This window comes from Neisseria sp. P0020.S003, assembly GCF_051957095.1.
GTDB classification, from domain to species: Bacteria; Pseudomonadota; Gammaproteobacteria; order Burkholderiales; family Neisseriaceae; genus Neisseria; species Neisseria subflava.
In genome coordinates, this window is record NZ_JBQCWU010000004.1 from 143,831 (window position 1) to 170,499 (window position 26,669).

Genomic DNA, 26,669 nt, shown 5'->3' on the forward strand with positions numbered 1-26,669 from the left:
AGCAGTTAAGGTCGTCTGAAAACGTGGATCGAAACCCAAAGCTTTCGTCTTCAGACGAACTCTTGCAGAAATACCTTAATAGAAGAAAGCAATAAGTTTTCATGTCATCATTAAAAATATAATTTAGACAAACTACACTAAATTTCATTAATATCCGTTAAATTTAATTTGACTTGGTAGAACAATAATATGAAAAATATCCTTATTGCATTTGTTAGCTTTATTTCATTTTGCGCACATGCAGATCTGCCTTTGAATATCGAAGACATCATGACGGACAAGGGCAAATTGAAACTCGACGCTTCCGTTACCTATATCAACAGTGAAAGCAGCCGTTCAGAACTTGCTGCGCCAATTTACATTCAAACAGGCTCCGCTTCCTTTATCCCCGTCCCGACCGAAATTCAGGAAAACGGCAGCAACAGCGATATGCTCGTCGGTACGCTCGGCCTGCGCTATGGTTTGACCGGAAACACCGAAATTTACGGCAGCGGCAGCTACTTGGGGCGCGAAGACCGCAGATTCGACGGCGAAAGCAGCAAAACCCGCGACAAGCACCTATCCGACGTATCTCTTGGCATCAGCCATACCTTCCTCAAAGACGACAAAAATCCCGCCCTTATCGGCTTTCTCGAAGGTACGGTTTACGAAAAATCACGCGGCAAAGCCTCGTCGGGCAAATCATGGCTGATTGGTGCGACGACTTACAAAGCCATCGACCCCGTCGTCCTCGCCCTGACTGCCGCCTACCGAATAAACAGCAGCAAAACCCTTTCAGACGACGTCAAATACAAAGCAGGCAACTACTGGATGCTGAATCCCAATATCTCCTTCGCCGCCAACGACAGGATCAGCCTCACGGGCGGCATCCAATGGCTGGGCAAGCAGCCCGACCGTCTGGATGGCAAAAAAGAATCCGCAAGAAATACATCTACCTACGCCCATCTCGGCGCAGGCTTCGGCTTCTCCAAAGCCACGTCTTTAAACGCATCCGCACGCTTCAATATTTCAGGGCAGAGCAGCTCCGAACTGAAATTGGGCGTACAGCATACGTTTTAAGCAGGCTTTGATTTTCCAACCTTGTAAGCAAAGGGACTTATTATGAAAAAACAAATTACCGCAGCCATGATGATTCTGACGATGATTGCCGCTCCCGCAATGGCAAACAGCATGGATAATCAGGCATTTGAAAACCAAGTGTTCCACATGCAGGCAAATACGCCTATGCAGTTGGCGGAGCTTTCTCAGAAGGAGATGAAAGAAACTGAAGGGGCGTGGATTGCTAATGCTGTTGGAGGCATTATGGGAGGAGTTGGAGGGCATTTCAGCTACATGGCGAGTGCTGTTGCTGGCGGCTCGTATAATCGAAATGCACATTGGGCAGCAATTGGAACTGGTGCGGTGATTGGTGCAGCAAGCCCTATTAACGGAGGAAGAGCACTGATTAATGGTATGCGAGGTGTAGCAGTGGGAACGGTTGCTGGTGGCATAACTGGTTATGCAGGTTCTATGGGTAAGAACACCAATATTCGCCGTTAAATAATAGATAAACCAACTTCCAACCAAGCCTGCTATCGGTTTGGTTGGAAGCAAGAGGAGGTAAGGTGGTGTTTCCCGTTATTTTCTTTTCGACATTGGGCTGTATTTTAGTATGGATAAAAGATATGCCTAAAATAAAATCAAAAAAAATTTTGGGAAGATCCTTATATGTTATAGGAATAATAAATGTAATAATCGGCTATGTATTAATTAAAAATATATTGGTTTCTGTTTCGGATGAGGTTGGAATAAAATATCTTGCAATATATTTATCAAATATTTTTTTTTGGACAATCCTGATGATGGTATTCGTAAAAAGACTGTCTAAGAAGCGGTAAGGGCAGTAGGTCATGGTGCAACATGGTTTGCCCCTAATACCTCTTACATATATCTTTAGAAGGTATGATGATGTTAAAACGTATTTGTCTGTCAGTGCCGATTGCCGTTTCTTTATCCGGTCTTCTGAATGCTGCACCTATGTTTAACGATAATCCTGTTGTTTACGGAAAAATCAAAGTGCAAAGTTGGAAAGAGAGGCGCGATTTCAATATTGTAAAACAGGATTTGGATTTTTCCTGCGGGGCGGCTTCGGTGGCGACGCTTTTGAACAATTTTTACGGGCAAAAGCTGACGGAGGAAGAAGTGTTGAAAAAGCTGGATAAGGAACAGATGCGCGCGTCGTTTGAGGATATGCAGCGCATTATGCCTGATTTGGGTTTTGAGGCGAAAGGCTATGCCCTGTCTTTCGAGCAGCTCGCGCAGTTGAAAATCCCCGTCATCGTGTATCTGAAATACCGCAAGGACGATCATTTCTCGGTATTGCGCGGCATAGACGGCAATACGGTTTTGCTTGCCGACCCGTCGCTGGGTCATGTTTCCATGAGCAGGGCGCAGTTTTTGGATGCTTGGAAAACCCGTGAGGGAAATTTGGCAGGTAAGATTTTGGCTGTCGTACCGAAAAAAGCGGAGACGATTTTAAATAAATTGTTTTTTACACATCATCCCAAGCGGCAGACGGAATTTGCAGTCAAACAAATCAGGCTAAGGCGTGTAGAGTGAGTCAAAGGCCGTCTGAAAACTGTTTCAGACGGCCTTTTGATTTGTTCCCAACCTCACAAACCCTTAAAAATCAGCTATAATGCCCAACTATTTGATTTTCGCTTATCCCATATTGAAATGGCACAAAAAATTCAATCTGTAAAAGGTATGAACGACCTTTTACCTGTCGAACAAAAAGATTTCAAACTGACGGCTGCGTTTTGGCAGGCGTTTGAAGATACGGTCGGCCGTTGGACACGCGCTTACGGCTATCAGCAAATCCGTACGCCGATTGTCGAGCAAACCGGTTTGTTTGTCCGCTCCATCGGTGAGGAAACCGATGTGGTCGGCAAGGAAATGTACACCTTCTCCGATTCAAACGATTCTTTGAGTTTGAGCCTGCGTCCTGAAGGTACGGCTTCTTGTCTGCGTGCGGTGGTCGAACACAACCTTCTGTACAACAGCCCGCAAAAGCTGTGGTATATGGGGCCGATGTTCCGCCGCGAGCGTCCGCAAAAAGGCCGTTATCGTCAGTTCCATCAGGTCGGTATCGAGGCTTTGGGTTTTGAAGGGCCGGATATCGATGCGGAAATTATCGCGATGTCTGCTGACTTATGGGAAAAATTGGGTATTCGCGAATACCTGACTTTGGAAATCAACAGCTTGGGCAATCGTGAGGAACGCGCGGCACACCGTGCGGCATTGGTTGAATATCTGACCCGTTATGAAGATAAATTGGATGAAGACAGCAAACGCCGTCTGAAAACCAATCCTTTGCGCGTTTTGGATACGAAAAACCCTGATTTGCAGGAAATCTGCAACGCGGCGCCGCGTCTGGTGGATTACTTGGGCGAAGCTTCGCAAAACCACTATGCACGCTTCAAGGCGATGTTGGACGGTTTGGGTATTCAATATATTGAAAATCCGCGCTTGGTCCGCGGTTTGGATTACTACAATCAGACGGTTTTTGAGTGGACGACCGACAAACTCGGCGCACAGGCAACTGTGTGCGGTGGCGGCCGTTACGATGGTTTGATTGAAGAACTTGGTGGCAAACCTGCGCCGTCTATCGGCTTTGCGATGGGTATTGAGCGCCTGCTGCTTTTGGTGAGCGAATACGGCTCGCTGGAAGTGAACGCCGCGCCTGATGTCTATGCAATGCACCAAGGCGAAGGTGCGGACTTGCAGGTGATGAAATACGCGCAAGCCTTGCGCGCCCAAGGTTTCAATGTGATGCAGCATTCCGGCTATCAGAGCCTGAAAGCGCAAATGAAAAAAGCAGACAACAGTGGCGCACGCTTTGCCCTGATTGTGGCTCAGGATGAGCTGGCAAACGGTACGATTACCCTGAAAGATATGCAGGGCAAACACGAACAACAAACCGTTGCCGCCGCTGATTTGACAGACACTTTACAACAATGGAAGAACGCATAAATGGCAGCCCATTTGGAAGAACAACAAGAGTTAGACAACTTTAAATATTTTTGGAAACGCATCGGCCGTTGGATCTTTGCCTTGCTGATCGTGGCGGCTTTGGGATATTTGGGTTACACCATTTACCAAGGCCAAAAAGCTTCAAAAGATCAGGAAGCCGCCGCCGTATTGGCGCAAATGGTGGAAAAGGCGCAGCAAAAAACCGACCCTAAAGCCATCAACGCTGATTTGGCCGAATTGCAAAAAAACTATCCTGATTCTATTTCGACAGCCCAAGCCACTTTGATGGTAGCGGCAACCGAGTTTGATGCCGGCCGTTATGATGTGGCGGAAGGTCATTTGAATTGGGTGCTGAAAAACCAAAACGCACCGCTGGTTCAAGCTTTGGCGGCGCAGCGTTTGGGCGTTGTCCTGTTGCAGCAAAAAAAATACGATGCCGCCATCAATGCCCTGAATACTCAGGTTGAGGCTGATTTCGAGCCTTTGATGCTGGAAACCAAAGGCGATGTTTACGTTGCCCAAAATAAAACCAAAGAAGCCGTACAAAGTTACGAAGCTGCTTTGAGCAAAATGCCGCAAACCGCAGTAGGCCGCGAATTGCTGCAAATGAAAATCGACAGCTTGAAATAAGTTTGTTTGAAATCAAGGCCGTCTGAAGTTGCAATGACTTTTCAGACGGCCTACACTTATCCTTATCAACCGTGTTTTTAAAACACCTGCTTGTGTTCCGCTCCCGTTTTTAGGCGGCACTTGACACAGAAAGACTCAATCATGAAACCAACCATCGCGCTTGTCGGCCGCCCCAATGTCGGCAAATCTACTTTATTCAACCGTTTGACGCGTACCAAAGATGCGCTCGTGCATGACCTGCCCGGCCTGACGCGTGACCGACATTATGGTCATGGCAAAGTCGGCAGTAAACCTTATTTGGTCATCGATACCGGCGGTTTTGAGCCGGTTGTGGACAGCGGCATTTTGCACGAAATGGCAAAACAAACCTTGCAGGCTGTCGATGAAGCCGATGCGGTTGTGTTTTTGGTGGACGGACGCACCGGTTTGACACCGCAAGATAAAATCATTGCCGACCGTTTGCGCCAAAGCCCGCGTCCCGTTTATTTGGCCGTAAATAAAGGCGAGGGCGGCAATAGGGCCGTGCTTGCCGCCGAGTTCTACGAACTTGCTTTGGGCGATCCTTATGTGATTTCAGGTGCGCACGGCGATGGCGTGTATTATCTGATTGAAGATATTTTGGAAAACTTCCCAGAGCCTGAAAAGGAAGAGGAAGAAGCGAAACATCCTGTTTTTGCTGTAATCGGCCGTCCAAATGTCGGCAAATCGACCTTGGTAAACGCCATCCTCGGCGAAGAGCGCGTGATTGCCTTTGATATGGCAGGCACGACGCGCGACAGTATCCACATCGATTTTGAACGTGAAGGCAAACCGTTTACCATCATCGATACCGCAGGTGTGCGCCGTCGCGGCAAAGTGGATGAAGCAGTGGAAAAGTTCTCCGTTATCAAAGCCATGCAGGCGGTTGAAGCAGCAAACGTTGCTGTTTTGGTGTTGGACGCTCAACAAGATATCGCCGACCAAGATGCGACGATTGCAGGTTTTGCTTTGGAAGCAGGCCGTGCTTTGGTGGTGGCGGTCAATAAATGGGACGGTATCAGCGAAGAGCGCCGCGAGCAAGTGAAACGCGATATCAACCGCAAACTGTATTTCCTTGATTTTACTAAGTTTCACTTTATTTCTGCGTTGAAAGAGCGCGGTATAGACGGTTTGTTTGAAAGCATTCAGGCTGCCTATAATGCGGCGATGATTAAGATGCCGACGCCGAAAATTACACGCGTATTGCAAAGCGCGATTGAGCGTCAACAGCCGCCGCGTGCTGGTTTGGTGCGTCCGAAAATGCGTTATGCCCACCAAGGCGGCATGAATCCGCCGGTGATTGTGGTTCACGGTAATTCGCTGCACGCGATTTCAGACAGCTACACACGCTATCTGACCCAAACATTCCGCAAAGCCTTCAATCTGCAAGGTACGCCGCTCAGAATTCAATACAATGTTTCGGAAAACCCGTATGAAAATGCGGAAGACAAACCGAAGAAAAAACCGCTGCGCCGTGTCAGCTTGAGCAACCGTATTGAGAAACGCGAAGGCCGCAAGGAAGAGAAAAACCGCTTCAAGAAGAAAACCAAAGTCAGCGTGAAAAAACAATTTAGCAAATAAGCACAAAGGCCGTCTGAACAATTTCAGACGGCCTTTTTATAATGAAAAACAGCTTGTTAGAGCTTTATGGCATATTTTCGATAGGGCTTGCCGAATTTAAAAAAAACATTAAATTTGGATTTGGGATTGTTGTGAATATGGAAATGAAACAGTCGGTTTGACGGGAAGTTCCCTTATTACTGGATTCCTAAACGGTGTGATAGAAAAAAATAGTTGGTAATTTATCCTATTCGGGGCTACAATCCCATCAAACGCCGATTTTGGCGTCTTTACAATCATAATAATGGAGCTCAAGAATATGACAGCTAAAGGACAAATGTTACAAGATCCTTTTTTGAATGCGTTGCGTAAAGAGCACGTTCCGGTTTCAATCTACTTGGTAAACGGCATCAAGCTGCAAGGTCAAGTGGAATCATTCGACCAGTACGTTGTTCTGCTGCGTAATACTTCCGTGACTCAAATGGTTTACAAACACGCTATCTCAACAATCGTTCCTGCACGCGCAGTCAGCCTGCAACACGAAAACAAACAACCTCAAGCTGCTGCCGCAGCTGCTCCGGTTCAAGTTGAGACTATGCAACAACCTGCCGAATAAATGATGTAACGCATTCCTGTTTTTCAATACCTTACCGCTTTCGCGGTAGGGTATTTTTATTTTCAGACGACCTTTATCATGCTGCTTGAAAACATTCTTCCCTTTGCACACTCCCTGTTACGACAAGCCTTAAAATTAGGTGGCCGCGCTTTGGATGCGACGGCCGGAAACGGGCATGATACTTTGCTGTTGGCACAGTTGGTTGGCGAGACGGGTAGGGTATGGGCGTTTGATGTGCAATCTAAAGCATTAATGCAGACCCAAGGCCGTCTGAAAGAAAACGGCGTAGATGGTCGGGTAGCCCTGATACATGACGGCCATGAAAACCTTTTATCTTATATCGACGAGCCTTTAGATGCCGCAGTATTTAATTTCGGTTGGCTGCCGGGTGGCGATAAAAGCTGTACAACTGAAGCGGCAAGCAGTATCTGTGCGCTGACGGATACTTTGGGTTTGTTGAAAGAGGGCGGGCTTGCCGTGGCGGTATTGTATCCGGGACATGAAGCCGGCCGAATAGAGGCTGAAGCGATTGTGCAATGGGCGGAAACTTTGCCGCAGGAAGCTTTTGCCGTGTTACGCTATGGCTTTGTCAACCGCCGTAATGCGCCGCCCTATCTGCTGGCAATTGAAAAGTTGCGTCAGAAATAGATGTTTGCGGTAAAATAGCTGCTTTGTTTTTCAACTCTCAACATAAGAAACTGCCATGCAATATCTGTTTGTAAAATACAGCCATCAGATTTTCGTTGCCATCACCATCCTGTTGTTCAACATTCGTTTTTTCCTGCTCTGGCGTCATCCTGAGAAGCCGTTGGCAGGCATTTGGAAAGCCATGCCGCATTTGAACGACACCATGTTGCTGTTTACCGGCTTGTGGCTGATGAAGATTACCCATTTTTCGCCGTTTAATGCGCCGTGGCTCGGCATGAAAATCTTGCTTTTGCTGGTTTATATTGTATTGGGCATGATTATGATGCGTTCGCGTCCGCGTTCGCCGAAATTCTATATTGTCTACGTTTTGTCCATGTCGTGTGTTGCCACGATTGTTTTCCTTGCTAAAACCAAAACGCTGCCGTTTTAAACGAGGCTGTCTGAAATGTATCCGCATTTTGCCGTTATCGCTTTGGGCAGTAATCTCGCCAATCCTGCCGAACAGGTTTGCGCTGCATTGGCCGAATTGGACGCGCATCCGCATATCCGGCTCGAAAAGGCTTCTTCCCTGTATCTGACTGCACCAGTCGGCTATGACGATCAGCCCGATTTTGTGAACGCCGTTTGTACCGTGAAAACTTCATTGGACGGCGTGGCGCTGTTGGCGGAGTTAAACCGCATCGAGGCCGAATTTGGGCGCGAACGTACCTTCCGTAATGCGCCGCGTACTTTGGATTTAGACATCATCGATTTTGACGGTATCCGTAGCGATGACCCGCATCTGACTTTGCCGCATCCGCGCGCGCATGAGCGCAGTTTCGTGATGTTGCCGCTGGCTGAAATTCTGCCGGATTTTGAGTTGGGTGAGCATGGCCGTGCGGCTGATTTGGCTCAGGCTTTGGGCGGGCAGGGTATTCGCCTGCTGAAAGAATAAAGGCCGTCTGAAAAACGGACGAAAACAAGAAAGGGCGTGTTGGACACGCCTTTTTTGCTATAAAATATTGTTGGGAAACACATTACAAAGAGTTACTATGAATCCTCGTTATATTGTTGTTGAAGGTGCTATCGGTAGCGGCAAGACCGCTTTGAGCCGCCGCTTGGCAGAGCATTTCAGCGCGTTGCTGTTGTCGGAGAATCCGGATCACAATCCGTTTCTCATGAAGTTTTACAACAATGTTTCCAATAATGGCTTGGCTGCAGAGCTTTTCTTCCTGACGCGTCGCGCAGAAAGCGTGAATATTATTGAAGACCAATGCGCGCAAGGCGGAATGGTCGTGGCTGATTTTTTGCCGGAAAAAGACCGTATTTTTACACCTATCGTTTTGAATGATGACGAGCAGCAGCTTTTTGCTGATATGAAGCAACGCATTCTGCCGCAATACGCAGAGCCCGATGTGGTGATTTATCTGCAAACCGCCGTCGAAAACAATCGCAAACGCCTGCAAAAACGTCACGAAGGCATTATCAGCTTGTTTCCCGAAGGCTATTTGGGACGGGTGCATGACGAATACAGCCATTTCTTCCATTTGTATCAAAGCGCGCCTTTGCTGACCGTCAATGCCGATGAGTTGGATTTGGCCGGCAATGACGACCACTTCCAGCTTTTGTTGCGCGCATTGGAGGATTTTCAAGGTACGCGCAGTTATTTGAATTTAAGCGAAAAATAAACGTAGGCTAGGTTTAGGCCGTCTGAAAGGAATAATATGTCAAAATATCAATTCACACTCCCATCTTCTTCCGGCAGCGATTTTAACTCCGCCGAACATTTGCCGTTGGTTGTCTATTTTTATCCTAAAGACAGCACGCCCGGCTGTACCACCGAAGGCTTGGATTTCAATGCCCGATTGGAACAATTTAAAGCATTGGGCTATACCGTTGTCGGTATTTCGCGCGACGGTGTCAAATCGCATCAGAATTTCTGCGCCAAACAAGGATTTCAGTTTGAATTGTTGAGCGACAAAGAAGAAACCGTCTGCAAACTGTTTGACGTGATCAAGCTGAAAAAGCTTTACGGCAAAGAATCCCTCGGCATCGAGCGCAGCACATTTGTGTTGGACGAAAACGGCGAAATCGCCCATGAATGGCGCAAAGTCAAAGTGGCCGGACACGCACAGGAAGTGTTGGATACAATTTCTCAAGCCTCTTAATAGGCTTTGAAAATCTAAGGCCGTCTGAACGGATGTAAAGTCATGCCGTTCAGACGGCCTTTCAATACAGTTTGATGAATATGGACGATTTAATAGACAAACTGCTTGAATCCCTTTGGCTGCAAGACAGGCTCAGTCACAATACGCTGCAAAGTTACCGCCGTGATTTGGTCAAAGTCGCAGCGCGTTTGGCCGAGGGCGGGCAGGATTGGTTGAGTGCCGATGAGTTTGCCCTGTCTGATGCTGTGTATGCGGAAGGGGAAAAAAACACGTCCCAAGCGCGGGCATTGTCGGCTTGCAAGCGTATGTACGGCTGGCTGGAAGAAACAGGCCAAAGAGCAGACAATCCCACCCGTTTTCTCAAAGCGCCAAAATCGGAACGCAAACTGCCCACGCTGATTACCGAATCCCAAATCGACGTGCTGCTGGCTGCACCGGATGTGGAAACGCCGCACGGACTGCGCGACAAAGCCTTGCTCGAAGTCATGTATGCAACAGGTTTGCGCGTGACCGAAGCCGTCAAATTGACGCTCAGCGATATCGATTTACATCGCGGCAGTATCCGTACCATAGGCAAGGGTGACAAATTGCGTCTGGTTCCGTTGGGGCAGGAAGCGGCATATTGGGTAGAACGCTATTGCAACGAATCGCGCCCGTTGTTGCTAAAAAACAAAATCTGCGACGAAGTGTTTGTCAGCCAGAAACGCAGCGGCATCAGCCGTCAGCTTGCATGGATGATAGTTAAAGAATATGCCGAAGCGGCTGGTATTGCTTCACTCAGTCCGCACGGTTTGCGCCATGCTTTTGCCACGCATTTGGTCAATCACGGCGTCGATTTGCGCTCAGTCCAGATGATGTTGGGACATTCCGATATCAACACCACGCAGATTTATACCCATGTTGCCAATATCCGTTTGAAAAACATGGTCGATGAACACCATTCCCGTTCATAAATAAAGGCGGCATCTCGAAGATGCCGCTTTTTGTTATTGAGGCCGTCTGAACGGTTATAAAGTTTATTATTTATAAAATAACAATCAAAATACAAATTTACATAGAAAAATTTCAAAACAAAAGGACAGTGCCAATATTGCAATGCAAACCGTTTTTATTTATATTTACGTTTAAGAATAAATCCTACTCTCAATTACAGAGAGTAACAAAATAATTGGAGCACATCATGTTCGTATGCATCTGCAATGCCATTACTGACCACGACATCAAAGAGACTATCGCCGCCGGTGCAACCACCATGAGCGATTTGCAGGCTCAATTAGGTGTGGCGACTTGTTGCGGTTGTTGCGGCGAATTGGCAGCGTCATTTTTGACTGCAAGCAGTGCCCAAAATACCGTGACTGCCGGTATCAACGTTCAGTCTTAATTTTAGAATGTACACAAAGGCCGTCTGAAGGCGTGACAGAAATCCTTGATTTCGTTTCACGCCTGTTCAGACGGCCTTTGTCATGCCTGTATGGTTTGGAGGCATTTTGCTATACAATGGCCGCTTTTGTCCCTCCGAGAGTAACCGCCATGAAACTGACCTTGATGTTTCGGGAGTATTGCAGCCTGTGCCACAAAATGCGCGAACAATTAAAGCCTTATCAGGAGCAGTTTGGATTTGAGCTGGATATTGTCGATGTTGATGAAGATCCGGTTTTAGAAGAAAAGTACAATGAGCTGGTGCCTGTTTTGCTGGATGGCGATACCGAAATCTGCCATTGGTTTTTGGACGAAGAAAAACTGAAAGCGCATTTGAGCGCGTAACAAACCGTTGACCATATTATCTTTCAGACGGCCTTTGGTTGTTCATGCCGTCTGAACATTGATTTTATTATGACTGAAAAACTTTCTCCCGATGCGCTGATTGAAGCGGCGCTGTTGACGCAAGTCGAACCCTTAAACGAAAAAACCATGCGCGAATTGTGCGTGCCGCCGTTGTCGCAAGACAAGCTGATTGATGTGTTGGCGCAACTGAAGGCTCGCTGGCAGGGCAGGGCTTTGCAACTGGTGCATACCCATGAGGGCTGGCGCTTCCAAATCGCCCAAGCCGCATTTGAACGACTGGGCAGCCTGCAAGAGCAGCGCGCGCCGCGTTATTCCCGCGCCGTGATGGAAACGCTGGCGATTATTGCCTATCAGCAACCGGTAACGCGTGGCGATATCGAAGGTATACGCGGCGTGGCGGTGTCGCAAAATGTCATGCAAATCTTGCAGGATAGAGGCTGGATTGAAGTCATCGGCCACCGTGATTCTGTCGGCCGTCCGGCTTTGTGGGCGACGACGGCAACATTCTTAAGCGATTTGCGTTTGGAAAGTTTGGAAGAATTGCCGCCGCTGACTGAATTGGGCGAGCTGGTGTTGCCTGATTTGATGGAAACGCCGCCGACAGGCGATGAGGAAGCTGAAGAAGCAGTTGAATCAGGAAATAGACTGATTAACTGATTTGAATGTAAAGGCCGTCTGAAACAATCGTGTTTCAGACGGCCTTTATTGTTGTATAACATCATGATGTTATGTGGGGCTTGTTGATTTCGGCTGTGGCCATTGTGTTGCTGGGTGCCGGCAGTTTGCTCATCTTGCAAACCATGACTCTGATTGCGTCTCTGCCGTTTGCTGTGTTGATGATTTTTATGATGGTTTCTTTGTGGAAAGCCCTGAACAACGATGCCAAATGTTTTGCAACCGCCGTCAATCCGGGCAGTATTTTCTGGTCGGGCGATCATTGGAGGGAACGCCTTGGCCAAATGATAAATCAGATGCAGGAAGTCGATATCATCAAATTTATGAAAAATACGGCGCTTCCGGCAATGCAGGAATTGAAAGACGAATTGACCGAAAAATACAATATGGATGTAGAAATCCATTGCCTGTTGCAACAGGATGAGCCGTCGGTGGAGCTGGTGGTACATAAAGGGATGGTAAGGGATTTTGTCTATGGGATTAAATCCGTAAAGCGGGAAATTACCGACCAGTTGATTCGCGAAGACAGCTTACCTCATTTCAAATATGCGGCAGCGTTCATACCGTTGACGTATTTCTCGGATGGGCGCGATGGATACGATGTGCAATATATGACGCAAAAAGAATTGATTGCCGATATGCTCAAGCAGTATGAGCGTTATCTGAACCTGCTTGCCGGAGTGGGGCAGGAATTGATGGGGCATGAACAAGTAGAACTGGCAGAGTAAAATAAATTTAGGCCGTCTGAACATGTAGCAATATTCAGACGACCTTTTTATTGACTGCTTTAAAAATAATTTGTTTAAAATAAATATCTTAGATAAATAATAAGAAAAATCTGATTCAAACTATAAAAAATCTTAGTTATAATCAGCTTATCTAAAGCTATTCCGCATAGGTGCGGGTAATTTACTAAGGAATACTGCAATGCTGTTGGCACTTTCTTTGCGTGATTTTGTCATTGTTGAAAACCTAAATCTTGATTTTCAAAACGGCTTTACCGTATTGACGGGCGAGACCGGTGCAGGCAAATCGATTACTCTGGATGCGATTGGCCTGTTGTTGGGCGATAAGGCCGATTACAGCCAAGTGCGCAGCGGCGCCAAAGAAGCGCAGTTGTCGGCTTTATTCGACATCAGCGGTTTGCCCGAACTGAAAGCGCAGCTGCAGGAACAAGGCCTTTTGGAAGAAGATGCCGAAGAGCTCAGCATCCGCCGTATTATCGATGCCAAGGGCAAAAGCCGCAGTTATATCAATAATCAGGCAGCAACATTGGCGCAACTGAAAGCCATCGGCGAGCAGTTAATCGATATTCACGGCCAAAATGCCCATCACTCATTGAATCAAGAATCTGCGCAACGCGAGTTGTTGGATGCGTTTGCCGGCAGCAAAGAGCAGGCAGAAACAGTCAAGCAGCTTTATCAAAATTGGGTCAATGCGAAAAAGGCATTACAAGAGGCGCAAGAGCAGGCAGAAACCATGGCCATCGAACGCGAGCGTTTGGAATGGCAGTTTAATGAATTAAACCAATTGGAGCTCAAACCCAACGAATGGGAAACCTTAAGCCAAAGCCACGACAGCCTGGCGCATTCGGCCGAGCTACTGCAAACCGCCGAGCAGGTGGGCGACAGTATAGACGGGGACAACGGCATCCAACGTCAAATCTACCAATGCCAAAAACTACTGGGCAATCTGCAAAACATTGAGCCGCGCTTTGCCGAGAGCCTGAATATGTTGGCAAGTATTGAAGCAGAATTGGGTGAAATCAGTGCCAATATGCGCGATGTGGCCGGTCGCAGCGATATCGATCCTAATGAATTGGCCGCACAAGAAAGTCGTATGGGCGAATTGATGAGCATGGCGCGCAAATACCGCATTGAACCGGAAGAGTTGCCGCAAAAGTTGGCAGAAATCGACGAACGCCTGCAAAACCTGCAAGCGGCTGCCGATTTGGAAGCCTTGGAAAATACAGTCGCACGCAATCTTGCAGAATACCACGAAGCCACGCATATTCTCTCCGCCATGCGCCATCAGGCTGCTGGCCGTTTGGGCAAAGAGACCACCGAGCATATGCAGCATTTGGCTATGAAAGGCGCACGTTTTGATATCGTCTTGTTGCCGTCTTCGCCGACCGCACATGGTCTGGAGCAGGTGCAATTCCAAGTGGCGGCGAATAAAGGCAATCCGTCACGTCCTTTGAACAAAGTGGCTTCCGGTGGCGAATTGGCGCGTATCAGCTTGGCTTTGCAAGTGGTTGCCAGCCAATACACGCAAGTGCCGACATTAATTTTTGACGAAGTGGATACCGGTATTGGTGGCGGCGTCGCTGAAATGGTCGGTAAAGCTTTGCGTGCCTTAGGTAAAAAACATCAAGTCTTGGCGGTAACCCATCTTCCTCAAGTTGCCTCTTGCGGTGAAAACCATTGGCAGGTGCGCAAGCATAGCGAAGGCGAACAAACCGTCAGCGAAATCAGCGTCTTGAACCATCATCAGCGCATTGAGGAAATCGCGCGTATGTTGGGTGGCGAAATCATTACTGATACCACACGCAGCCATGCCGCCGAACTCTTGCATTTGGCAGCCGCCTAAAAGCCTCAAGGCCGTCTGAAAATAGAATTCAGACGGCCTTTTCTATATTCTGCCACCTTTTCAGGCAGGCAGAATACAAGGTATGATTATATCGTCTGTTTACAAGGAAATTTTGATGAAAGTCCTGTTTATCGCCGATCCGATGGCAAGTTTTAAAACCTATAAAGACACTACTTACGCCATGATGCGTGAAATGGCAAAGCGCGGTTGGCAGCTTTTTCATACCTTGAGCGGAGAATTGTCCGTCCGTGAAGGCTTGGTGGTGGCTCAGGCAGCGGCATTTGAGTTTGTCGGCGCGAAGAACGATGACGATCATGAATGGTTTAAAGCAGAGGCAAAAGTTCAGACGGCCTTAAAAGATTTCGATGCGGTCATTATGCGCACTGATCCGCCGTTTGATATGCAATATCTGTATGCGACCCAGTTTTTAACTTTGGCAGAGCAGCAGGGCGCAAAAGTATTTAACAGCGGACAAGCAATGCGCGATTTCAATGAGAAATTGGCGATTTTGAACTTCAGCCAGTTTACCGCGCCAACTTTGGTTACCACACGTTCCGCCGATGTCCGTGCCTTTTTGAAAGAACACGGCGACATCATCATCAAACCGTTGGACGGCATGGGCGGTATGGGCATTTTCCGCCTGACCGAATCCGACCCCAATATCGGCAGTATTTTGGAAACCTTGATGCAGCTTGATTCACGCACCATCATGGCGCAACGTTATATTCCTGAAATCGTACATGGCGACAAGCGTATTCTGATTATCGGCGGGGAAGTTGTTCCGTATGCTTTGGCGCGTATTCCGCAAAACGGCGAAACACGCGGTAACTTGGCTGCCGGCGGCCGCGGCGTGGCACAGGAGTTGAGCGAGCGTGACCGTGAGATTGCAGAAACCCTTGCGCCTGAATTGAAGCACCGCGGTATTTTGCTTGCTGGTTTGGATGTCATCGGCAGCAACCTGACCGAAGTCAACGTAACCAGCCCGACCGGCTTCCAAGAAATCATGAAGCAAAAAGATTTCGACGTTGCCGCCATGTTCGCAGATGCCGTGGCATCTTGGGCAAAACAATAAATCCAAAGGCCGTCTGAAAATTGATCCGACCGTTTTTTTCAGACGGCCTTTTTATGTTGAGTATATGATGAAACCATCTTCCTACGCTTCCGAGAAAAAAGGAAAAAACGGTATCAAGCGCATTATCAATGCGTTTGGTTATTCCAAAGACGGACTGGCTGCCGCGTATCGTTATGAAAGCGCATTTCGCCAAGTTTTTTGGCTGAACCTGATTTTAATTGTCTTGGCTTTGTTCCTTGATTTCGGCCCGGTCACCAAAATGGTGCTTGTTGTCGCATCGTTTATTTCACTGATTACCGAATTGTTTAATACCGCCATCGAGGCAACTGTTGACCATACCTCTACTGAAAAACACGAGCTGGCCAAGCGTGCCAAAGATGCCGGTTCGGCCGCGCAACTGATGGCTTTGTTAATGTTATTTATTGTTTGGATTGTTGCATTAACTGCTTAGAAATGTGGTAATATGATAATTCATTAGGATTAGATAGTATTACTTAATCTATATCAAAGTTTTCAGACGGCCTTCGGTTGTAAGATGAAAGCTGTATATCCCAGCCATTTGGCAAACATAAGGAGCAAAACATGAAAAAATTAATGGCAACCCTGATTCTGGCAGGCTTGGCAACTTCCGTATCTGCAGCCGGTATCCATATTGAAGACGGTTGGGCACGTTCTACCGTTGAAGGTATGAAAATGGGTGGCGCATTCATGAAAATCCACAACGATGAAGCTAAAAAAGACTTCTTGGTTGGCGGCAGTAGCCCAGTAGCCGAGCGTATCGAAGTACATACCCATGTAAACGACAACGGCGTAATGCGCATGCGCGAAGTTAAAGGCGGCATCCCGCTGGAAGAAAAAGGCGTAACCGAGCTGAAACCAGGCAGCTACCACGTTATGTTCATGGGCCTGAAAAAAACGCTGAAAGAAGGCGAAAAAGTACCTGTTACCCTGAAATTCAAAAATGCCAAACCTCAAACCGTACAACTGGAAGTGAAAACCGCACCGCAATCCGGTATGGATCACGGTCATGGTCACGGTGGTGCGCATCAACACTAATTGCTTGAATTTTCATATAAAGGCCGTCTGAAAGTCATTAGGCTTTCAGACGGCCTTTTCTGTCGTTAAATCAAAATGTGCTAAAATCACGTTTTAAAAAATGTATTTAAAACCCACATTCCCCTCATGAATACTACTAACACACCAACAAACATCATCGTCGGCCTCTCCGGCGGCGTCGATTCATCTGTTACCGCGGCCCTGCTCAAACAGCAAGGCCATCAAATCAGCGGCGTGTTCATGCAGAACTGGGAAGATGACGACAACGACGAATATTGCAGCATCAAACAAGACTCCTTTGATGCCATTGCCGTTGCCGATATCATCGGTATCGATATCGACATCGTCAATTTTGCCGCGCAATATAAAGACAATGTATTTGCCTATTTCCTCAAAGAATACAGCGCAGGCCGCACGCCAAATCCGGATGTCTTGTGCAATGCCGAAATCAAATTCAAATGCTTTTTGGATTATGCCATTGAGCAGGGCGCCGATACCATTGCCACCGGACACTATGCCCGCAAAGAAGTTCGCAATGGCGTGCATTACCTGCTCAAAGGCTTGGATCAAAACAAAGACCAAAGCTATTTCTTGTACCGCCTCAAACCTTTCCAACTTGAGCGCGCGATTTTCCCATTGGGCGAGTTAGAAAAGCCTGAAGTCCGCCGTCTTGCCGAAGAATTCAAATTACCGACTGCAACCAAAAAAGACAGTACCGGTATTTGCTTTATCGGCGAACGTCCATTCCGCGAATTTCTGCAAAAATACCTGCCGACCAATAATGGCAAAATGGTTACCCCTGAAGGCAAAGTAGTCGGCGAACACGTCGGCTTGATGTTTTACACGCTGGGTCAACGCAAAGGTTTGGGTATCGGCGGCGCAGGCGAACCATGGTTTGTCGCGGCCAAGGATTTGACCAAAAACGAACTGATTGTCGTGCAAGGTCATGATCATCCTTTGCTTTATACGCAAAGCCTGATTATGAACGATTTGAGTTTTACATTGCCCGAACGTCCGAAAGAAGGACGCTATACCTGCAAAACGCGCTACCGTATGGCCGACGCGCCTTGTACGTTGCGTTACTTGAATGATGAAACCATCGAGCTTGTCTTTGACGAGCCGCAATGGGCGGTAACCCCCGGACAATCTGCGGTACTGTATGACGGCGATGTGTGCTTGGGCGGCGGTATCATCATGTCCACCGACAAGCCTGTCATTATTACTGCTTAATAAAAGGGCCGTCTGAAAACGAAGCGGCGGATTGAAATAAAGCCTTTCAGACGGCCTCGATTTCAAAAAACGACTAAATAAAAGACTGATCAATATGGAAAAACTCTGGCTCAAAAGCTATGAACAAGGCGTAAACTCTGAAATCGATATTTCTCAATACAGCTCCATCAGCGACGTATTCCGTCAAAGTGTCGAGAAATTCGCGGATAAACCTGCTTTTCAAAACATGGGCAAAACGCTGACTTATGCCGAAGTGGGCAAGTTGGCTACCGATTTTGCTTCTTACCTGCAAAACGTATTGAAACTGCCGCGCGGTGAGCGTGTGGCGATTATGATGCCGAACGTTTTGCAATATCCGATTGCGCTTTTCGGTATTTTGCAGGCAGGCTTGGTGGCAGTGAATACCAATCCGCTTTATACGCCGCGCGAGTTGGAGCATCAGTTGAAAGACAGTGGCGCGACAACGATTGTCGTGTTGGAGAACTTTGCCAATACGTTGGAGTTGGTGTTGCCGCGTACGCAAATCAAACATGTGATTGTCGCGTCGGTCGGCGAGATGTTCGGCATGATTAAAGGCGCATTGATGAACTTCGTCATCCGCAAAGTGAAAAAAATGGTGCCGGAATACCGCATTCCCAATACCGTGACTTTTCAGACGGCCTTGAAGCAAGGTGCGGCAAATACGTTCAAGCCTGTCGAATTGACGCGCGACGATACTGCCTTGCTGCAATATACAGGCGGCACGACCGGTTTGGCGAAAGGCGCCGTCCTCAGTCACGGCAATATCTGCGCCAATATGTTGCAGGCAAAAGAATGGATTAAAAACAGCCTGCACGAAGGCAAAGAAACGGTTATTGCCGCGTTGCCGCTGTATCATATCTTTGCCTTGACGGTGAACCTGATGATCTTTGCGAATACCGGTTCTAAAATCATCCTGATTACCAATCCGCGCGACATGAAAGGATTTATCGGTGAATTGAAAAAAGAGCCGATTAGCGTATTCATCGGTGTGAATACCCTGTTTAATGCGATGGTCAACCGTCCAGATTTTGCCGAAGTCGATTTTTCCCGTTTGAAGCTGACTTTGGGCGGCGGTATGGCAACGCAAAGAGCCGTGGCGGAAAAATGGAAAAAAATCACCGGTACGCCGATTGTGGAGGCCTACGGCTTGACTGAAGCCAGTCCGGGCGTATGTTGCAATCCTTTGAATATCGAAGCTTACAGCGGCGGTATCGGCCTGCCTGTTCCTTCAACTGAGATAGAATTGCGCGATGCAGACGGCAAAGAAGTGCCTATCGGACAACCGGGCGAATTGTGGGTGCGCGGCCCGCAAGTGATGAAAGGCTATTGGAATCGTCCTGAAGAAACCGCCAAAGCAATCGATGCACGCGGCTTTTTGGAGACCGGCGACATTGCCGTCATGGATGAAAAAGGCTGGTTGAAACTGGTGGACCGCAAAAAAGATTTGATTGTGGTATCCGGTTTCAATGTGTATCCGAACGAAATCGAAGAAGTGGTGGCCGGCAACGACAAAGTCTTGGAAGTCGCCTGTATCGGCGTGAAAAGTGAGAAAACCGGCGAAGCGATTAAGGTCTTCGTCGTACGCAAAGACTCGTCTTTGACCAAGGAAGAGCTGATTGATTTCTGCCGTAAAGAACTGACTGCTTATAAAGTGCCGAAAGACATCGAATTCCGCGACGAGTTGCCAAAATCCAACGTTGGCAAAATCCTGCGCCGCGAGCTGCGCTGATATATAGAATCAGTATGATAAGGCCGTCTGAAAACGCTATTTCAGACGGCCTGAAGCTTTTGTCGTTTGCCAGAATATGCTGCTTCAAGTTAAAATCACACATTCCAACATGGGTATCACATCATGACTAAATTTATTTTCGTAACCGGCGGCGTTGTATCTTCTTTGGGTAAAGGTATCGCCGCCGCTTCTATTGCTACTATTCTCGAGTCGCGTGGCTTGAACGTGACCATGCTTAAGCTCGACCCGTATATCAACGTTGACCCGGGTACCATGAGCCCGTTTCAACACGGCGAAGTATTCGTGACCGATGACGGCGCGGAAACCGACCTCGACCTCGGTCACTACGAGCGTTTCATCAACGCCACCATGACCCGCCGCAACAGCTTCAGTACCGGCCAAGTCTATGAAAACGTGATTGCCAAAGAGCGCCGCGGCGACTATTTGGGTGGTACCGTACAAGTGATTCCGCACATTACTGATGAAATTAAACGCCGTATCCATGAAGGCGCGGCTGGTTATGATGTGGCGATTGTCGAAATCGGCGGTACAGTCGGCGATATCGAATCGTTGCCTTTCTTGGAAGCCATCCGCCAAATGCGCAGCCAGCTCGGCCGCAACAATACATTGTTTGCCCATCTAAGCTATGTTCCTTACATTGCCGCTGCCGGTGAAATCAAAACCAAACCGACCCAACATACCGTTAAAGAAATGTTGAGCATCGGTTTGCAACCGGACATCCTGATCTGCCGTATGGACAGAGAAATGCCTGCGGACGAGCGCCGTAAGATTGCTTTGTTCTGTAACGTTGAAGAACGTGCCATCGTGGGCAGCTACGATGTGGACAGCATTTACGAATGCCCTGAAATGCTGCACAACCAAGGCATCGACAGCATCATTACCGAGCAGCTCCAACTGAATGTCAAACAAGCCGATTTGACCGAATGGAAGAAAATCGTTCACGCGATTCGAAATCCGAAACATACCGTCAAAATTGCGATGGTCGGCAAATACGTTGATTTGACCGAGTCCTACAAATCATTGATCGAAGCCCTGAAACACGCCGGTATTCACACTGAAACCGACGTACAAATTACCTTTGTTGACAGCGAAAGCATCGAAAAGGGCAATGGCGACGTTTCCATGCTCAAAGGCATGGACGCGATTTTGGTGCCGGGCGGCTTCGGTTCACGCGGCGTAGAAGGCAAAATTGCCGCCGTACGCTATGCGCGTGAAAATAACGTACCATACTTGGGCATCTGCTTGGGTATGCAAATCGCCCTGATCGAATATGCCCGCGATGTTGCAGGCTTGAAGGGTGCGAACTCTACCGAGTTTGACTTGAAATGCGCCGCACCTGTCGTTGCACTGATTGACGAATGGCAAACTGCCGACGGCAGCGTAGAAACCCGCGACGAATCTGCCGATTTGGGCGGCACCATGCGTTTGGGTGCGCAAGAAGTTGACCTCAAACCGGGCAGCCTCGCCGCAAAAATCTACGGCAGCGAACATATCCGCGAACGCCATCGCCACCGCTACGAAGTTAACAACAACTATGTTCCTCAGTTGGAAAAAGCCGGTTTAGTCATTGGCGGCGTATCCGCAGGCCGCGAGCGTTTGGTTGAAACCATCGAATTGCCAAATCATCCTTGGTTCTTCGCGTGTCAGTTCCATCCGGAATTTACTTCCAATCCGCGCAAAGGCCATCCTTTGTTCAGCGCGTTTGTGAAAGCCGCGTTGGGTAACAAAAAAGCCTGATTGATGTGATTGAAAAAGCACCCGTTTCCGGGTGCTTTTTTGTTTTCAGACGGCCTTAGAAGTTATTTGTCTTCATTGACTTCGCGGTCGTTCAAAGGTTGTACGGGACGGTTGTTTTCGCCGCCGATAATGTCGCGCATGGTTTTAAACTGCGCCGCATCTGCCTGAACCGGAGTTTTTAAGACAACCCAAGTAACGTTTTCGCTGCAAGGCGGCGTTGTCAGCGAGCCTTTCAGTTGGAAGGACTTGCTATCTTTAGGCAGCAGGGCTTGGATATTCAAGTTTTTTAACGTTACGGATTCGCCTGCTTTCAGTTTTTTGGCAGTGAGTGCGGATAAGGCAGGATTGTTTTTGCCCGGTTTAAATACAGAGCCGATGACTGCCAAAGTACCGTCTTCGGCTTGATGGACGAAATGCGCTTCCATCGGGAAATGTCTGCCTTTGAAAGTATGTTCGCTCGGCGTATGGAAGTGGAATTGTTTGAAGGTATAGGTTTTACCGTTAATCACGATGGTTTGGGCCTTGCCTTGCGGCGTGGCTTGAAGGGTATGGCCGTTATTTTCTACTTTGTAGTCGGCAACGTTGTAACGGTATGCCAGTTGTTTGCCTTTTACTGCTTTTGTCGTGGAGAAGTCCACTGGAGATTGCTGTTTGCCTGTTTTGCAGACAGCAAAGTCTTCACTCAAATCGCCCCAGTGTGCAGCATCGTTTTCACCTGTGTAAGACCAATGCGCATGATGGGTTTCAGCGTATACTGTTGCAGTGGAGACAGCCATTAGCAAAGATAAAAAGAGATGTTTGTTCAACATAAGGACTCCTATTTATTTATATTAGGTAAAAGGAAAAATTTATACCAAATAAATTATTGATATAAAAAAGTTTCTTTATAAGAAGAAAGTTAATGATAGTGGTAATTTGGGAATGTTGGGTTGATATATGGCAAACATTTATCAAGCAATCATTTTTGATTAAATGATTACAATGGTAGGGATGATTGTCCTTGCCATGACTTTGAATGGGAGAGGCCGTCTGAAATTTTTTTCAGACGGCCTGTTTTATTTGAAAATGTTGTAAAAAGTCTAAACTCTAATGAATAAAAGTGTCTATCAAGATGAAAGTAGTTGTTTGTATCGTTGGAAAACATTAATATTGCTAAACGTGTTTTCACGAGATTTTAACTTTGTTTTGGAGAGAATAATGCAAAAATCGATTATCGCTTTGGTTATTGCCGGTTTGCCGCTGGCTGCCTCTGCAGAAGTCATTCTGTATGGTCAAATCAAAAGCAGCGTGACCGTCGGTCAAGTAAAAATCAAAGGTGACGCAGGTTCTGAAACCAGCTCTACTGCAACCAGCATCAATGACAATACTTCCCGTATCGGTTTCAAAGGCAGCGAAAACCTCGGCGGCGATTTGAAAGCCATCTGGCAAGTTGAACAAAAAACAGCCATTACCGGCGGCTCTCAAGGTTTTGCCAATCGCGATTCCTTTATTGGTTTGCAAGGTAAATTCGGTAAAGTCCGTGCCGGTAAACTCAGCAATATGCTGAACGAAATAGACACCATCGATCCGTGGATGTACAAAACCAATGCCGCAGGCTTGGGCATCTTTACCCGTACCGGCAACCGTAATGCCGCTGTACGCTACGACAGCCCGGATTTTGGCGGATTCAAATTCAACGTGTCTTACGCACCGCGCGACAACCGCAATCCTTCAGACAAATACACGCACACCCAAGCGGCCAAAGACCAATACACCGGCGGCGTGAGCTTCTCTAAAAACGGCTTTACTGCCAATGCGGCTTACGGCCACTATAACGGCGCGTACACCGATAATTCCGGCAAAGTCAAAGCGGCACAAATCGCCAAAGTCGAAACTTATTACGACAAAGACAATCTCTTTGTCGGCGGCGGCGTACATTATGCCAAAGGCCATGAGACAGCCAACGAATATTTAGGCTATTTCACCGATGGTTTTAATGAGTACAAGGGTAGTGACATCACTGCCGATTCAGGCAAATCTGAAGCCGTGAAAGTGGTTGATGCAGCGGTAACTGTCGGCTACAAATTGGGCAATGTCACCCCACGCATTACTTACGCACACGGCTGGCCTGCCAAGGGCGTGAACAGCGGCGAGAAATTGGTGGATAAATTCGACCAAGTCGTTGTCGGCGGCCAATACACCTTCAGCAAACGCACCGGCGTAGTTGCCCAACTGGCGTATTTGAAAGTCAGTAACAAAACCCGTCTGACTGCAGCCAATAACGGCAGCATTGAACAAAAAGCCGCTTCTGTGGGCCTGTATCACAAATTCTAAGCCGTCTTGAAAGACAAGGCCGTCTGAAAAATTTCAGACGGCCTTTTTGTTGATTAAAGCGGTTTATTTGTCGTGGTTGGTCAGCGTTGTACCGTGACGGCCGCCGCGTTCTTTCAAACGTTGTACCAAGCCTTCGACCGTTGTCGGCATACCGTCGATACAGAATGCCTGATACAGGGCGGTATGCAGGGCATCGTTGCGGCTGAACGCATTGCCGATCAGCTTCCAATCACCTTTGCGTGGCTCGATCCAGCGGTGGTTTACTGTGTCGCCGTAAGCGAATACTTTGTAAGATGAACGCTTGTCGTTGCTGTAAGTAAAGGATGTGCGGGCGCAATAGAGACCTTCGACGGAGAGGTTGTCGTAGCCTTTGTCGGAGCGCACGTTCAAGACGTAGCGGATGCTGTTGTCAGGCGCAGGCATGATTTGCAGGCTGCTGAGCAGGATTTTGGGCTGCTTGCCGTAGGTTTCGTTGACATAGAGGTCGAACCAATCGCCCGATTGGGTATCGGGCAGGGGCGGCAACTCGGCTTTGTGTTCTTTAAATTCGCGTGCGGCAACTTCTTCAGGGTTTTCCTGATAACGCGTGTTGGTCAGCGTGTCCTTTTGGCTGAAACCTAAAGCAAATGCTTGAGTCGCGGCAAGGCTGAGAGCGAGAAGGGCAAAACGGCGCATAGACAGCTCCAAAGTGAAAAACGGCTTTATTTTATGGGCTTGCAGGGTGGGGTGCAAGTAAGTGCGGTATAATTGACGTTAATTCTGATTAATATGACGAGTTTTCATCATGAATACACAAACTCTGGATGTCATCGGTTTGAAATGCCCGCTGCCGATTTTGCGTGCCAAGAAGGCTTTGGCGCAAATGCAGGAGGGTGAAGTGCTGACCGTATTGGCCACCGATGGCGGTGCGCCCGGCGATTTTGAAGCGTTTTGCCGTCAGACCGGGCATGTTTTGTTGGAATCGAGCGAGGCTGACGGCGTGTTCAAGCTGGTGTTGAAACACAAATAAAGGCCGTCTGAAATGTCTAAAGCCGTCGCGTTGTCTGCTGCTGTATTGGCTGTCTGCCTGAGTGCATGCGGCAATGAAGGCGTTTCGCCGCAGAACGTTGCCGATTATGCCCAAAATGTAACCGACTTGTTCCGCCAAAGCTGCGTGGCCGCAGACGGCGATGCCGCCCTTGTCGGCGAGTTTGCCAATGCCAACAAACTGGTTTTATTGTCGAAAAAAGATATTGCCGATTTGCCTGCCGGAATGATGGATTTGGAGGCATTAAGCATTTGGAAGAAAACGGAAAACGGCGCAGATTATTATTTGAGCCTAACTGAAGACAGTTGCAGCGTACGCACGGCTAAAGCCGACGACCATCTGATTTTCAAACAATTTTTGGCTTTGGCAGAAAATCCGCCACAAGGTTTGAACGCTGAATTGCGTGCCGATAATTTGGCGGAAGCCCCGTTGCCTATGCGTCAGATTTCCTACGCATGGCGCGCGTCCGGCAGCCCGAAAGAAACCTTGCTGACCGTCAAAACAACGTCGTCCGAGCATTTTCCGGTACAGGCTGTTTTTTATTTGACCCATCATTCTTACGACAATAAGGCCCCCGTTTTGCCTTAGGCCGGTTGACGATTGAAACATCAAATTAATAGAAACCGTTACCGCCGAATAAAGGCCGTCTGAAACATTATCAAACCAAACCACTCGAAAGTAAGCTATGCAAACCCTGACCATCATCCGCCCCGACGATATGCACTTACACCTGCGCGACGGCGATGCGCTCAAAGCCGTTGCCCCGTACACCGCCCGACAAATGGGTCGCTCGGTTATCATGCCCAACCTGAAGCCGCCCGTCGTTAGCGTTGCCGATGCCCAAGCCTACAAAGAGCGCATTCTGGCCGCCCTGCCAGAAGGCAGCACCTTCCAGCCGTTGATGACGCTTTATTTGACCGACAATGCCACTCCCGAACTCGTGCGCGAAGCCAAAGCTGCCGGTATTGTGGCTTTCAAACTTTATCCAGCAGGCGCGACTACCAATTCCGATTCCGGCGTAACCGACTTGTTCAAACTGATTCCCGTGTTGGAAGAAATGGCGAAACAGGGCATTTTGTTCTTGGTTCACGGCGAAGTAACCGATCCTGAAATCGATATTTTCGACCGCGAAGCCGCCTTTATCGAGCGCGTGATGAAGCCGGTTTTGGCACAAGTGCCGAATCTTAAAGTCGTGTTTGAACACATCACCACTGCCGAGGCTGCCCGACTGGTATTGGAAGCAGGCGATAATGTGGCCGCGTCCGTGACGCCGCAACACTTGCTGCTCAACCGCAACGACCTTTTGGTCGGCGGCGTGCGCCCTCATCATTTCTGTCTACCTGTACTCAAACGTGAAACCCACCGTCAGGCTTTGGTTGCCGCCGTTACCGGCGATAAGGCGCACAAATTCTTCCTCGGCACGGACTCTGCACCACATGCCAAAACTGCCAAAGAAAATGCTTGCGGTTGTGCCGGTATGTTCAGCGCGATGACTGCTATCGAGCTTTATGCCGAAGTGTTTGAGAAAGCAGGCGCGCTGGATAAACTGGAAGCCTTTGCTTCTAAAAACGGCCCGCGTTTCTACGGTCTGCCTGAAAATACCGATACCATCACATTGGTCAAACAAACGCAAATCGTTCCTGCCAGCGTACCTTACGGCGATGGCGAGCTTGTACCGATGAGGGCCGGCGGCGAGATTGAATGGACAATGCAATATTAAATTTGCCGTCAATAAGGCATAAAAAGAAACAACCTGCTTGAAAGGGCAGGTTGTTTTTTATTGT

Annotated in this window: 31 protein-coding genes; 29 read left to right on the top strand and 2 right to left on the bottom strand. The window is 48.1% G+C overall.

The annotated features are described in order from the left end of the window. Positions 1–189 precede the first annotated feature (189 nt). From ACTHTQ_RS04425 to ACTHTQ_RS04545, 25 genes are all read left to right on the top strand, one after another. Positions 190–1,059: a meta-pathway of phenol degradation family protein gene (locus tag ACTHTQ_RS04425; protein WP_440363213.1), complete on the top strand. Its 870-nt coding sequence runs from the start codon at positions 190–192 to the stop codon at positions 1,057–1,059. Positions 1,060–1,101: 42 nt separating this feature from the next. Then, the gene (locus ACTHTQ_RS04430; RefSeq protein ID WP_440363214.1) at positions 1,102–1,539 is read left to right on the top strand and encodes a hypothetical protein; all 438 of its coding nucleotides are present in this window, start codon (positions 1,102–1,104) and stop codon (positions 1,537–1,539) included. 68 nt (positions 1,540–1,607) lie between these two features. After that, entirely contained in the window at positions 1,608–1,877 is a 270-nt protein-coding gene (locus tag ACTHTQ_RS04435; protein WP_440363239.1) for a hypothetical protein, read from the top strand. Positions 1,878–1,941: 64 nt separating this feature from the next. Then, complete coding sequence (locus ACTHTQ_RS04440) at positions 1,942–2,598, top strand: C39 family peptidase (protein ID WP_440363215.1); 657 nt, start codon at positions 1,942–1,944, stop codon at positions 2,596–2,598. A 117-nt stretch (positions 2,599–2,715) separates the two neighbouring features. Further along, positions 2,716–4,011, top strand: coding sequence for a histidine--tRNA ligase (gene hisS, locus ACTHTQ_RS04445; protein WP_440363216.1), 1,296 nt, complete (start codon positions 2,716–2,718; stop codon positions 4,009–4,011). Continuing rightward, the gene (locus ACTHTQ_RS04450) at positions 4,012–4,641 is read left to right on the top strand and encodes a YfgM family protein (RefSeq protein ID WP_440363217.1); all 630 of its coding nucleotides are present in this window, start codon (positions 4,012–4,014) and stop codon (positions 4,639–4,641) included. A 141-nt stretch (positions 4,642–4,782) separates the two neighbouring features. Next, positions 4,783–6,240: a ribosome biogenesis GTPase Der gene (gene der, locus ACTHTQ_RS04455; protein ID WP_440363218.1), complete on the top strand. Its 1,458-nt coding sequence runs from the start codon at positions 4,783–4,785 to the stop codon at positions 6,238–6,240. A gap of 298 nt (positions 6,241–6,538) precedes the next feature. Beyond that, the gene (gene hfq, locus ACTHTQ_RS04460; RefSeq protein ID WP_308887736.1) at positions 6,539–6,835 is read left to right on the top strand and encodes an RNA chaperone Hfq; all 297 of its coding nucleotides are present in this window, start codon (positions 6,539–6,541) and stop codon (positions 6,833–6,835) included. A gap of 78 nt (positions 6,836–6,913) precedes the next feature. Continuing rightward, positions 6,914–7,483, top strand: coding sequence for a tRNA (mnm(5)s(2)U34)-methyltransferase (locus ACTHTQ_RS04465; protein ID WP_440363219.1), 570 nt, complete (start codon positions 6,914–6,916; stop codon positions 7,481–7,483). A gap of 55 nt (positions 7,484–7,538) precedes the next feature. Next, positions 7,539–7,913 carry a SirB2 family protein gene (locus ACTHTQ_RS04470; protein ID WP_049350659.1) on the top strand — a complete coding sequence of 125 codons (375 nt, stop codon included), beginning with the start codon at positions 7,539–7,541 and terminating at the stop codon, positions 7,911–7,913. Positions 7,914–7,928: 15 nt separating this feature from the next. Then, entirely contained in the window at positions 7,929–8,417 is a 489-nt protein-coding gene (gene folK, locus ACTHTQ_RS04475) for a 2-amino-4-hydroxy-6-hydroxymethyldihydropteridine diphosphokinase (protein WP_070631607.1), read from the top strand. A gap of 97 nt (positions 8,418–8,514) precedes the next feature. After that, positions 8,515–9,150, top strand: a complete 636-nt coding sequence (locus ACTHTQ_RS04480; RefSeq protein ID WP_049329897.1) for a deoxynucleoside kinase — start codon at positions 8,515–8,517, stop codon at positions 9,148–9,150. Positions 9,151–9,186: 36 nt separating this feature from the next. Further along, positions 9,187–9,630: a peroxiredoxin gene (locus ACTHTQ_RS04485; protein WP_003683206.1), complete on the top strand. Its 444-nt coding sequence runs from the start codon at positions 9,187–9,189 to the stop codon at positions 9,628–9,630. 74 nt (positions 9,631–9,704) lie between these two features. Next, positions 9,705–10,583: a site-specific tyrosine recombinase XerD gene (gene xerD / locus ACTHTQ_RS04490; RefSeq protein ID WP_440363220.1), complete on the top strand. Its 879-nt coding sequence runs from the start codon at positions 9,705–9,707 to the stop codon at positions 10,581–10,583. Positions 10,584–10,810: 227 nt separating this feature from the next. Next, complete coding sequence (locus ACTHTQ_RS04495) at positions 10,811–11,011, top strand: (2Fe-2S)-binding protein (protein ID WP_003681978.1); 201 nt, start codon at positions 10,811–10,813, stop codon at positions 11,009–11,011. A gap of 149 nt (positions 11,012–11,160) precedes the next feature. Beyond that, positions 11,161–11,394, top strand: a complete 234-nt coding sequence (locus tag ACTHTQ_RS04500; protein ID WP_036472354.1) for a glutaredoxin family protein — start codon at positions 11,161–11,163, stop codon at positions 11,392–11,394. 69 nt (positions 11,395–11,463) lie between these two features. Next, positions 11,464–12,072 carry an SMC-Scp complex subunit ScpB gene (scpB, locus tag ACTHTQ_RS04505; RefSeq protein WP_003683204.1) on the top strand — a complete coding sequence of 203 codons (609 nt, stop codon included), beginning with the start codon at positions 11,464–11,466 and terminating at the stop codon, positions 12,070–12,072. A 71-nt stretch (positions 12,073–12,143) separates the two neighbouring features. After that, on the top strand, positions 12,144–12,818 hold the full coding sequence (locus tag ACTHTQ_RS04510) for a BCCT family transporter (RefSeq protein ID WP_440363221.1): 675 nt from the start codon (positions 12,144–12,146) through the stop codon (positions 12,816–12,818). 199 nt (positions 12,819–13,017) lie between these two features. After that, on the top strand, positions 13,018–14,679 hold the full coding sequence (gene recN / locus ACTHTQ_RS04515) for a DNA repair protein RecN (RefSeq protein ID WP_440363222.1): 1,662 nt from the start codon (positions 13,018–13,020) through the stop codon (positions 14,677–14,679). 115 nt (positions 14,680–14,794) lie between these two features. Further along, complete coding sequence (gshB, locus tag ACTHTQ_RS04520; RefSeq protein WP_440363223.1) at positions 14,795–15,751, top strand: glutathione synthase; 957 nt, start codon at positions 14,795–14,797, stop codon at positions 15,749–15,751. Positions 15,752–15,818: 67 nt separating this feature from the next. After that, the gene (locus ACTHTQ_RS04525) at positions 15,819–16,202 is read left to right on the top strand and encodes a diacylglycerol kinase (protein ID WP_440363240.1); all 384 of its coding nucleotides are present in this window, start codon (positions 15,819–15,821) and stop codon (positions 16,200–16,202) included. Positions 16,203–16,333: 131 nt separating this feature from the next. After that, a complete protein-coding gene (locus ACTHTQ_RS04530; protein WP_440363224.1) occupies positions 16,334–16,807 on the top strand; it encodes a copper chaperone PCu(A)C in 474 nt (157 codons plus the stop codon). A gap of 126 nt (positions 16,808–16,933) precedes the next feature. After that, entirely contained in the window at positions 16,934–18,037 is a 1,104-nt protein-coding gene (gene mnmA, locus ACTHTQ_RS04535) for a tRNA 2-thiouridine(34) synthase MnmA (protein WP_440363225.1), read from the top strand. A 94-nt stretch (positions 18,038–18,131) separates the two neighbouring features. Next, positions 18,132–19,787: an AMP-binding protein gene (locus tag ACTHTQ_RS04540; protein ID WP_440363226.1), complete on the top strand. Its 1,656-nt coding sequence runs from the start codon at positions 18,132–18,134 to the stop codon at positions 19,785–19,787. 123 nt (positions 19,788–19,910) lie between these two features. Then, positions 19,911–21,545 (top strand): CTP synthase, encoded by a 1,635-nt coding sequence (locus tag ACTHTQ_RS04545; RefSeq protein ID WP_063076388.1) that lies wholly within the window; start codon positions 19,911–19,913, stop codon positions 21,543–21,545. A 62-nt stretch (positions 21,546–21,607) separates the two neighbouring features. On the opposite strand, the gene ACTHTQ_RS04550 is transcribed toward ACTHTQ_RS04545, so the two are convergent. Continuing rightward, a complete protein-coding gene (locus ACTHTQ_RS04550) occupies positions 21,608–22,354 on the bottom strand; it encodes a carbonic anhydrase (RefSeq protein WP_440363227.1) in 747 nt (248 codons plus the stop codon). A 388-nt stretch (positions 22,355–22,742) separates the two neighbouring features. Between ACTHTQ_RS04550 and ACTHTQ_RS04555 the strand changes: the two genes are divergently transcribed. Continuing rightward, positions 22,743–23,858 (top strand): porin, encoded by a 1,116-nt coding sequence (locus ACTHTQ_RS04555; protein ID WP_440363228.1) that lies wholly within the window; start codon positions 22,743–22,745, stop codon positions 23,856–23,858. 63 nt (positions 23,859–23,921) lie between these two features. On the opposite strand, the gene ACTHTQ_RS04560 is transcribed toward ACTHTQ_RS04555, so the two are convergent. Next, complete coding sequence (locus ACTHTQ_RS04560) at positions 23,922–24,533, bottom strand: CNP1-like family protein (protein ID WP_440363241.1); 612 nt, start codon at positions 24,531–24,533, stop codon at positions 23,922–23,924. A 109-nt stretch (positions 24,534–24,642) separates the two neighbouring features. On the opposite strand from ACTHTQ_RS04560, the gene ACTHTQ_RS04565 reads away from it, so the two are divergent. From ACTHTQ_RS04565 to pyrC, 3 genes are all read left to right on the top strand, one after another. Next, positions 24,643–24,867 carry a sulfurtransferase TusA family protein gene (locus ACTHTQ_RS04565; RefSeq protein WP_003681929.1) on the top strand — a complete coding sequence of 75 codons (225 nt, stop codon included), beginning with the start codon at positions 24,643–24,645 and terminating at the stop codon, positions 24,865–24,867. A gap of 12 nt (positions 24,868–24,879) precedes the next feature. Beyond that, complete coding sequence (locus ACTHTQ_RS04570) at positions 24,880–25,473, top strand: NMCC_0638 family (lipo)protein (RefSeq protein WP_440363229.1); 594 nt, start codon at positions 24,880–24,882, stop codon at positions 25,471–25,473. Between the two features lie 97 nt (positions 25,474–25,570). Then, entirely contained in the window at positions 25,571–26,605 is a 1,035-nt protein-coding gene (gene pyrC, locus ACTHTQ_RS04575; RefSeq protein ID WP_440363230.1) for a dihydroorotase, read from the top strand. The last annotated feature ends 64 nt before the right edge of the window (positions 26,606–26,669 follow it).

What these genes read in the sequence shown, in the direction of transcription:
- pyrC (WP_440363230.1), top strand. Translation starts at nt 25,571, where the DNA reads ATGCAAACCCTGACCATCATCCGCCCCGACGATATGCACTTACACCTG.
- ACTHTQ_RS04530 (WP_440363224.1), top strand. Translation starts at nt 16,334, where the DNA reads ATGAAAAAATTAATGGCAACCCTGATTCTGGCAGGCTTGGCAACTTCC.
- mnmA (WP_440363225.1), top strand. Translation starts at nt 16,934, where the DNA reads ATGAATACTACTAACACACCAACAAACATCATCGTCGGCCTCTCCGGC.
- ACTHTQ_RS04565 (WP_003681929.1), top strand. Translation starts at nt 24,643, where the DNA reads ATGAATACACAAACTCTGGATGTCATCGGTTTGAAATGCCCGCTGCCG.
- ACTHTQ_RS04550 (WP_440363227.1), bottom strand. Translation starts at nt 22,354, where the DNA reads ATGTTGAACAAACATCTCTTTTTATCTTTGCTAATGGCTGTCTCCACT.
- ACTHTQ_RS04560 (WP_440363241.1), bottom strand. Translation starts at nt 24,533, where the DNA reads ATGCGCCGTTTTGCCCTTCTCGCTCTCAGCCTTGCCGCGACTCAAGCA.
- hisS (WP_440363216.1), top strand. Translation starts at nt 2,716, where the DNA reads ATGGCACAAAAAATTCAATCTGTAAAAGGTATGAACGACCTTTTACCT.
- ACTHTQ_RS04495 (WP_003681978.1), top strand. Translation starts at nt 10,811, where the DNA reads ATGTTCGTATGCATCTGCAATGCCATTACTGACCACGACATCAAAGAG.
- der (WP_440363218.1), top strand. Translation starts at nt 4,783, where the DNA reads ATGAAACCAACCATCGCGCTTGTCGGCCGCCCCAATGTCGGCAAATCT.
- ACTHTQ_RS04525 (WP_440363240.1), top strand. Translation starts at nt 15,819, where the DNA reads ATGAAACCATCTTCCTACGCTTCCGAGAAAAAAGGAAAAAACGGTATC.
- ACTHTQ_RS04570 (WP_440363229.1), top strand. Translation starts at nt 24,880, where the DNA reads ATGTCTAAAGCCGTCGCGTTGTCTGCTGCTGTATTGGCTGTCTGCCTG.
- ACTHTQ_RS04485 (WP_003683206.1), top strand. Translation starts at nt 9,187, where the DNA reads ATGTCAAAATATCAATTCACACTCCCATCTTCTTCCGGCAGCGATTTT.
- scpB (WP_003683204.1), top strand. Translation starts at nt 11,464, where the DNA reads ATGACTGAAAAACTTTCTCCCGATGCGCTGATTGAAGCGGCGCTGTTG.
- ACTHTQ_RS04430 (WP_440363214.1), top strand. Translation starts at nt 1,102, where the DNA reads ATGAAAAAACAAATTACCGCAGCCATGATGATTCTGACGATGATTGCC.
- ACTHTQ_RS04440 (WP_440363215.1), top strand. Translation starts at nt 1,942, where the DNA reads ATGATGATGTTAAAACGTATTTGTCTGTCAGTGCCGATTGCCGTTTCT.
- ACTHTQ_RS04500 (WP_036472354.1), top strand. Translation starts at nt 11,161, where the DNA reads ATGAAACTGACCTTGATGTTTCGGGAGTATTGCAGCCTGTGCCACAAA.
- ACTHTQ_RS04425 (WP_440363213.1), top strand. Translation starts at nt 190, where the DNA reads ATGAAAAATATCCTTATTGCATTTGTTAGCTTTATTTCATTTTGCGCA.
- ACTHTQ_RS04555 (WP_440363228.1), top strand. Translation starts at nt 22,743, where the DNA reads ATGCAAAAATCGATTATCGCTTTGGTTATTGCCGGTTTGCCGCTGGCT.
- gshB (WP_440363223.1), top strand. Translation starts at nt 14,795, where the DNA reads ATGAAAGTCCTGTTTATCGCCGATCCGATGGCAAGTTTTAAAACCTAT.
- ACTHTQ_RS04450 (WP_440363217.1), top strand. Translation starts at nt 4,012, where the DNA reads ATGGCAGCCCATTTGGAAGAACAACAAGAGTTAGACAACTTTAAATAT.
- ACTHTQ_RS04540 (WP_440363226.1), top strand. Translation starts at nt 18,132, where the DNA reads ATGGAAAAACTCTGGCTCAAAAGCTATGAACAAGGCGTAAACTCTGAA.
- folK (WP_070631607.1), top strand. Translation starts at nt 7,929, where the DNA reads ATGTATCCGCATTTTGCCGTTATCGCTTTGGGCAGTAATCTCGCCAAT.
- ACTHTQ_RS04465 (WP_440363219.1), top strand. Translation starts at nt 6,914, where the DNA reads ATGCTGCTTGAAAACATTCTTCCCTTTGCACACTCCCTGTTACGACAA.
- ACTHTQ_RS04480 (WP_049329897.1), top strand. Translation starts at nt 8,515, where the DNA reads ATGAATCCTCGTTATATTGTTGTTGAAGGTGCTATCGGTAGCGGCAAG.
- ACTHTQ_RS04470 (WP_049350659.1), top strand. Translation starts at nt 7,539, where the DNA reads ATGCAATATCTGTTTGTAAAATACAGCCATCAGATTTTCGTTGCCATC.
- xerD (WP_440363220.1), top strand. Translation starts at nt 9,705, where the DNA reads ATGAATATGGACGATTTAATAGACAAACTGCTTGAATCCCTTTGGCTG.
- ACTHTQ_RS04545 (WP_063076388.1), top strand. Translation starts at nt 19,911, where the DNA reads ATGACTAAATTTATTTTCGTAACCGGCGGCGTTGTATCTTCTTTGGGT.
- ACTHTQ_RS04510 (WP_440363221.1), top strand. Translation starts at nt 12,144, where the DNA reads ATGTGGGGCTTGTTGATTTCGGCTGTGGCCATTGTGTTGCTGGGTGCC.
- hfq (WP_308887736.1), top strand. Translation starts at nt 6,539, where the DNA reads ATGACAGCTAAAGGACAAATGTTACAAGATCCTTTTTTGAATGCGTTG.
- recN (WP_440363222.1), top strand. Translation starts at nt 13,018, where the DNA reads ATGCTGTTGGCACTTTCTTTGCGTGATTTTGTCATTGTTGAAAACCTA.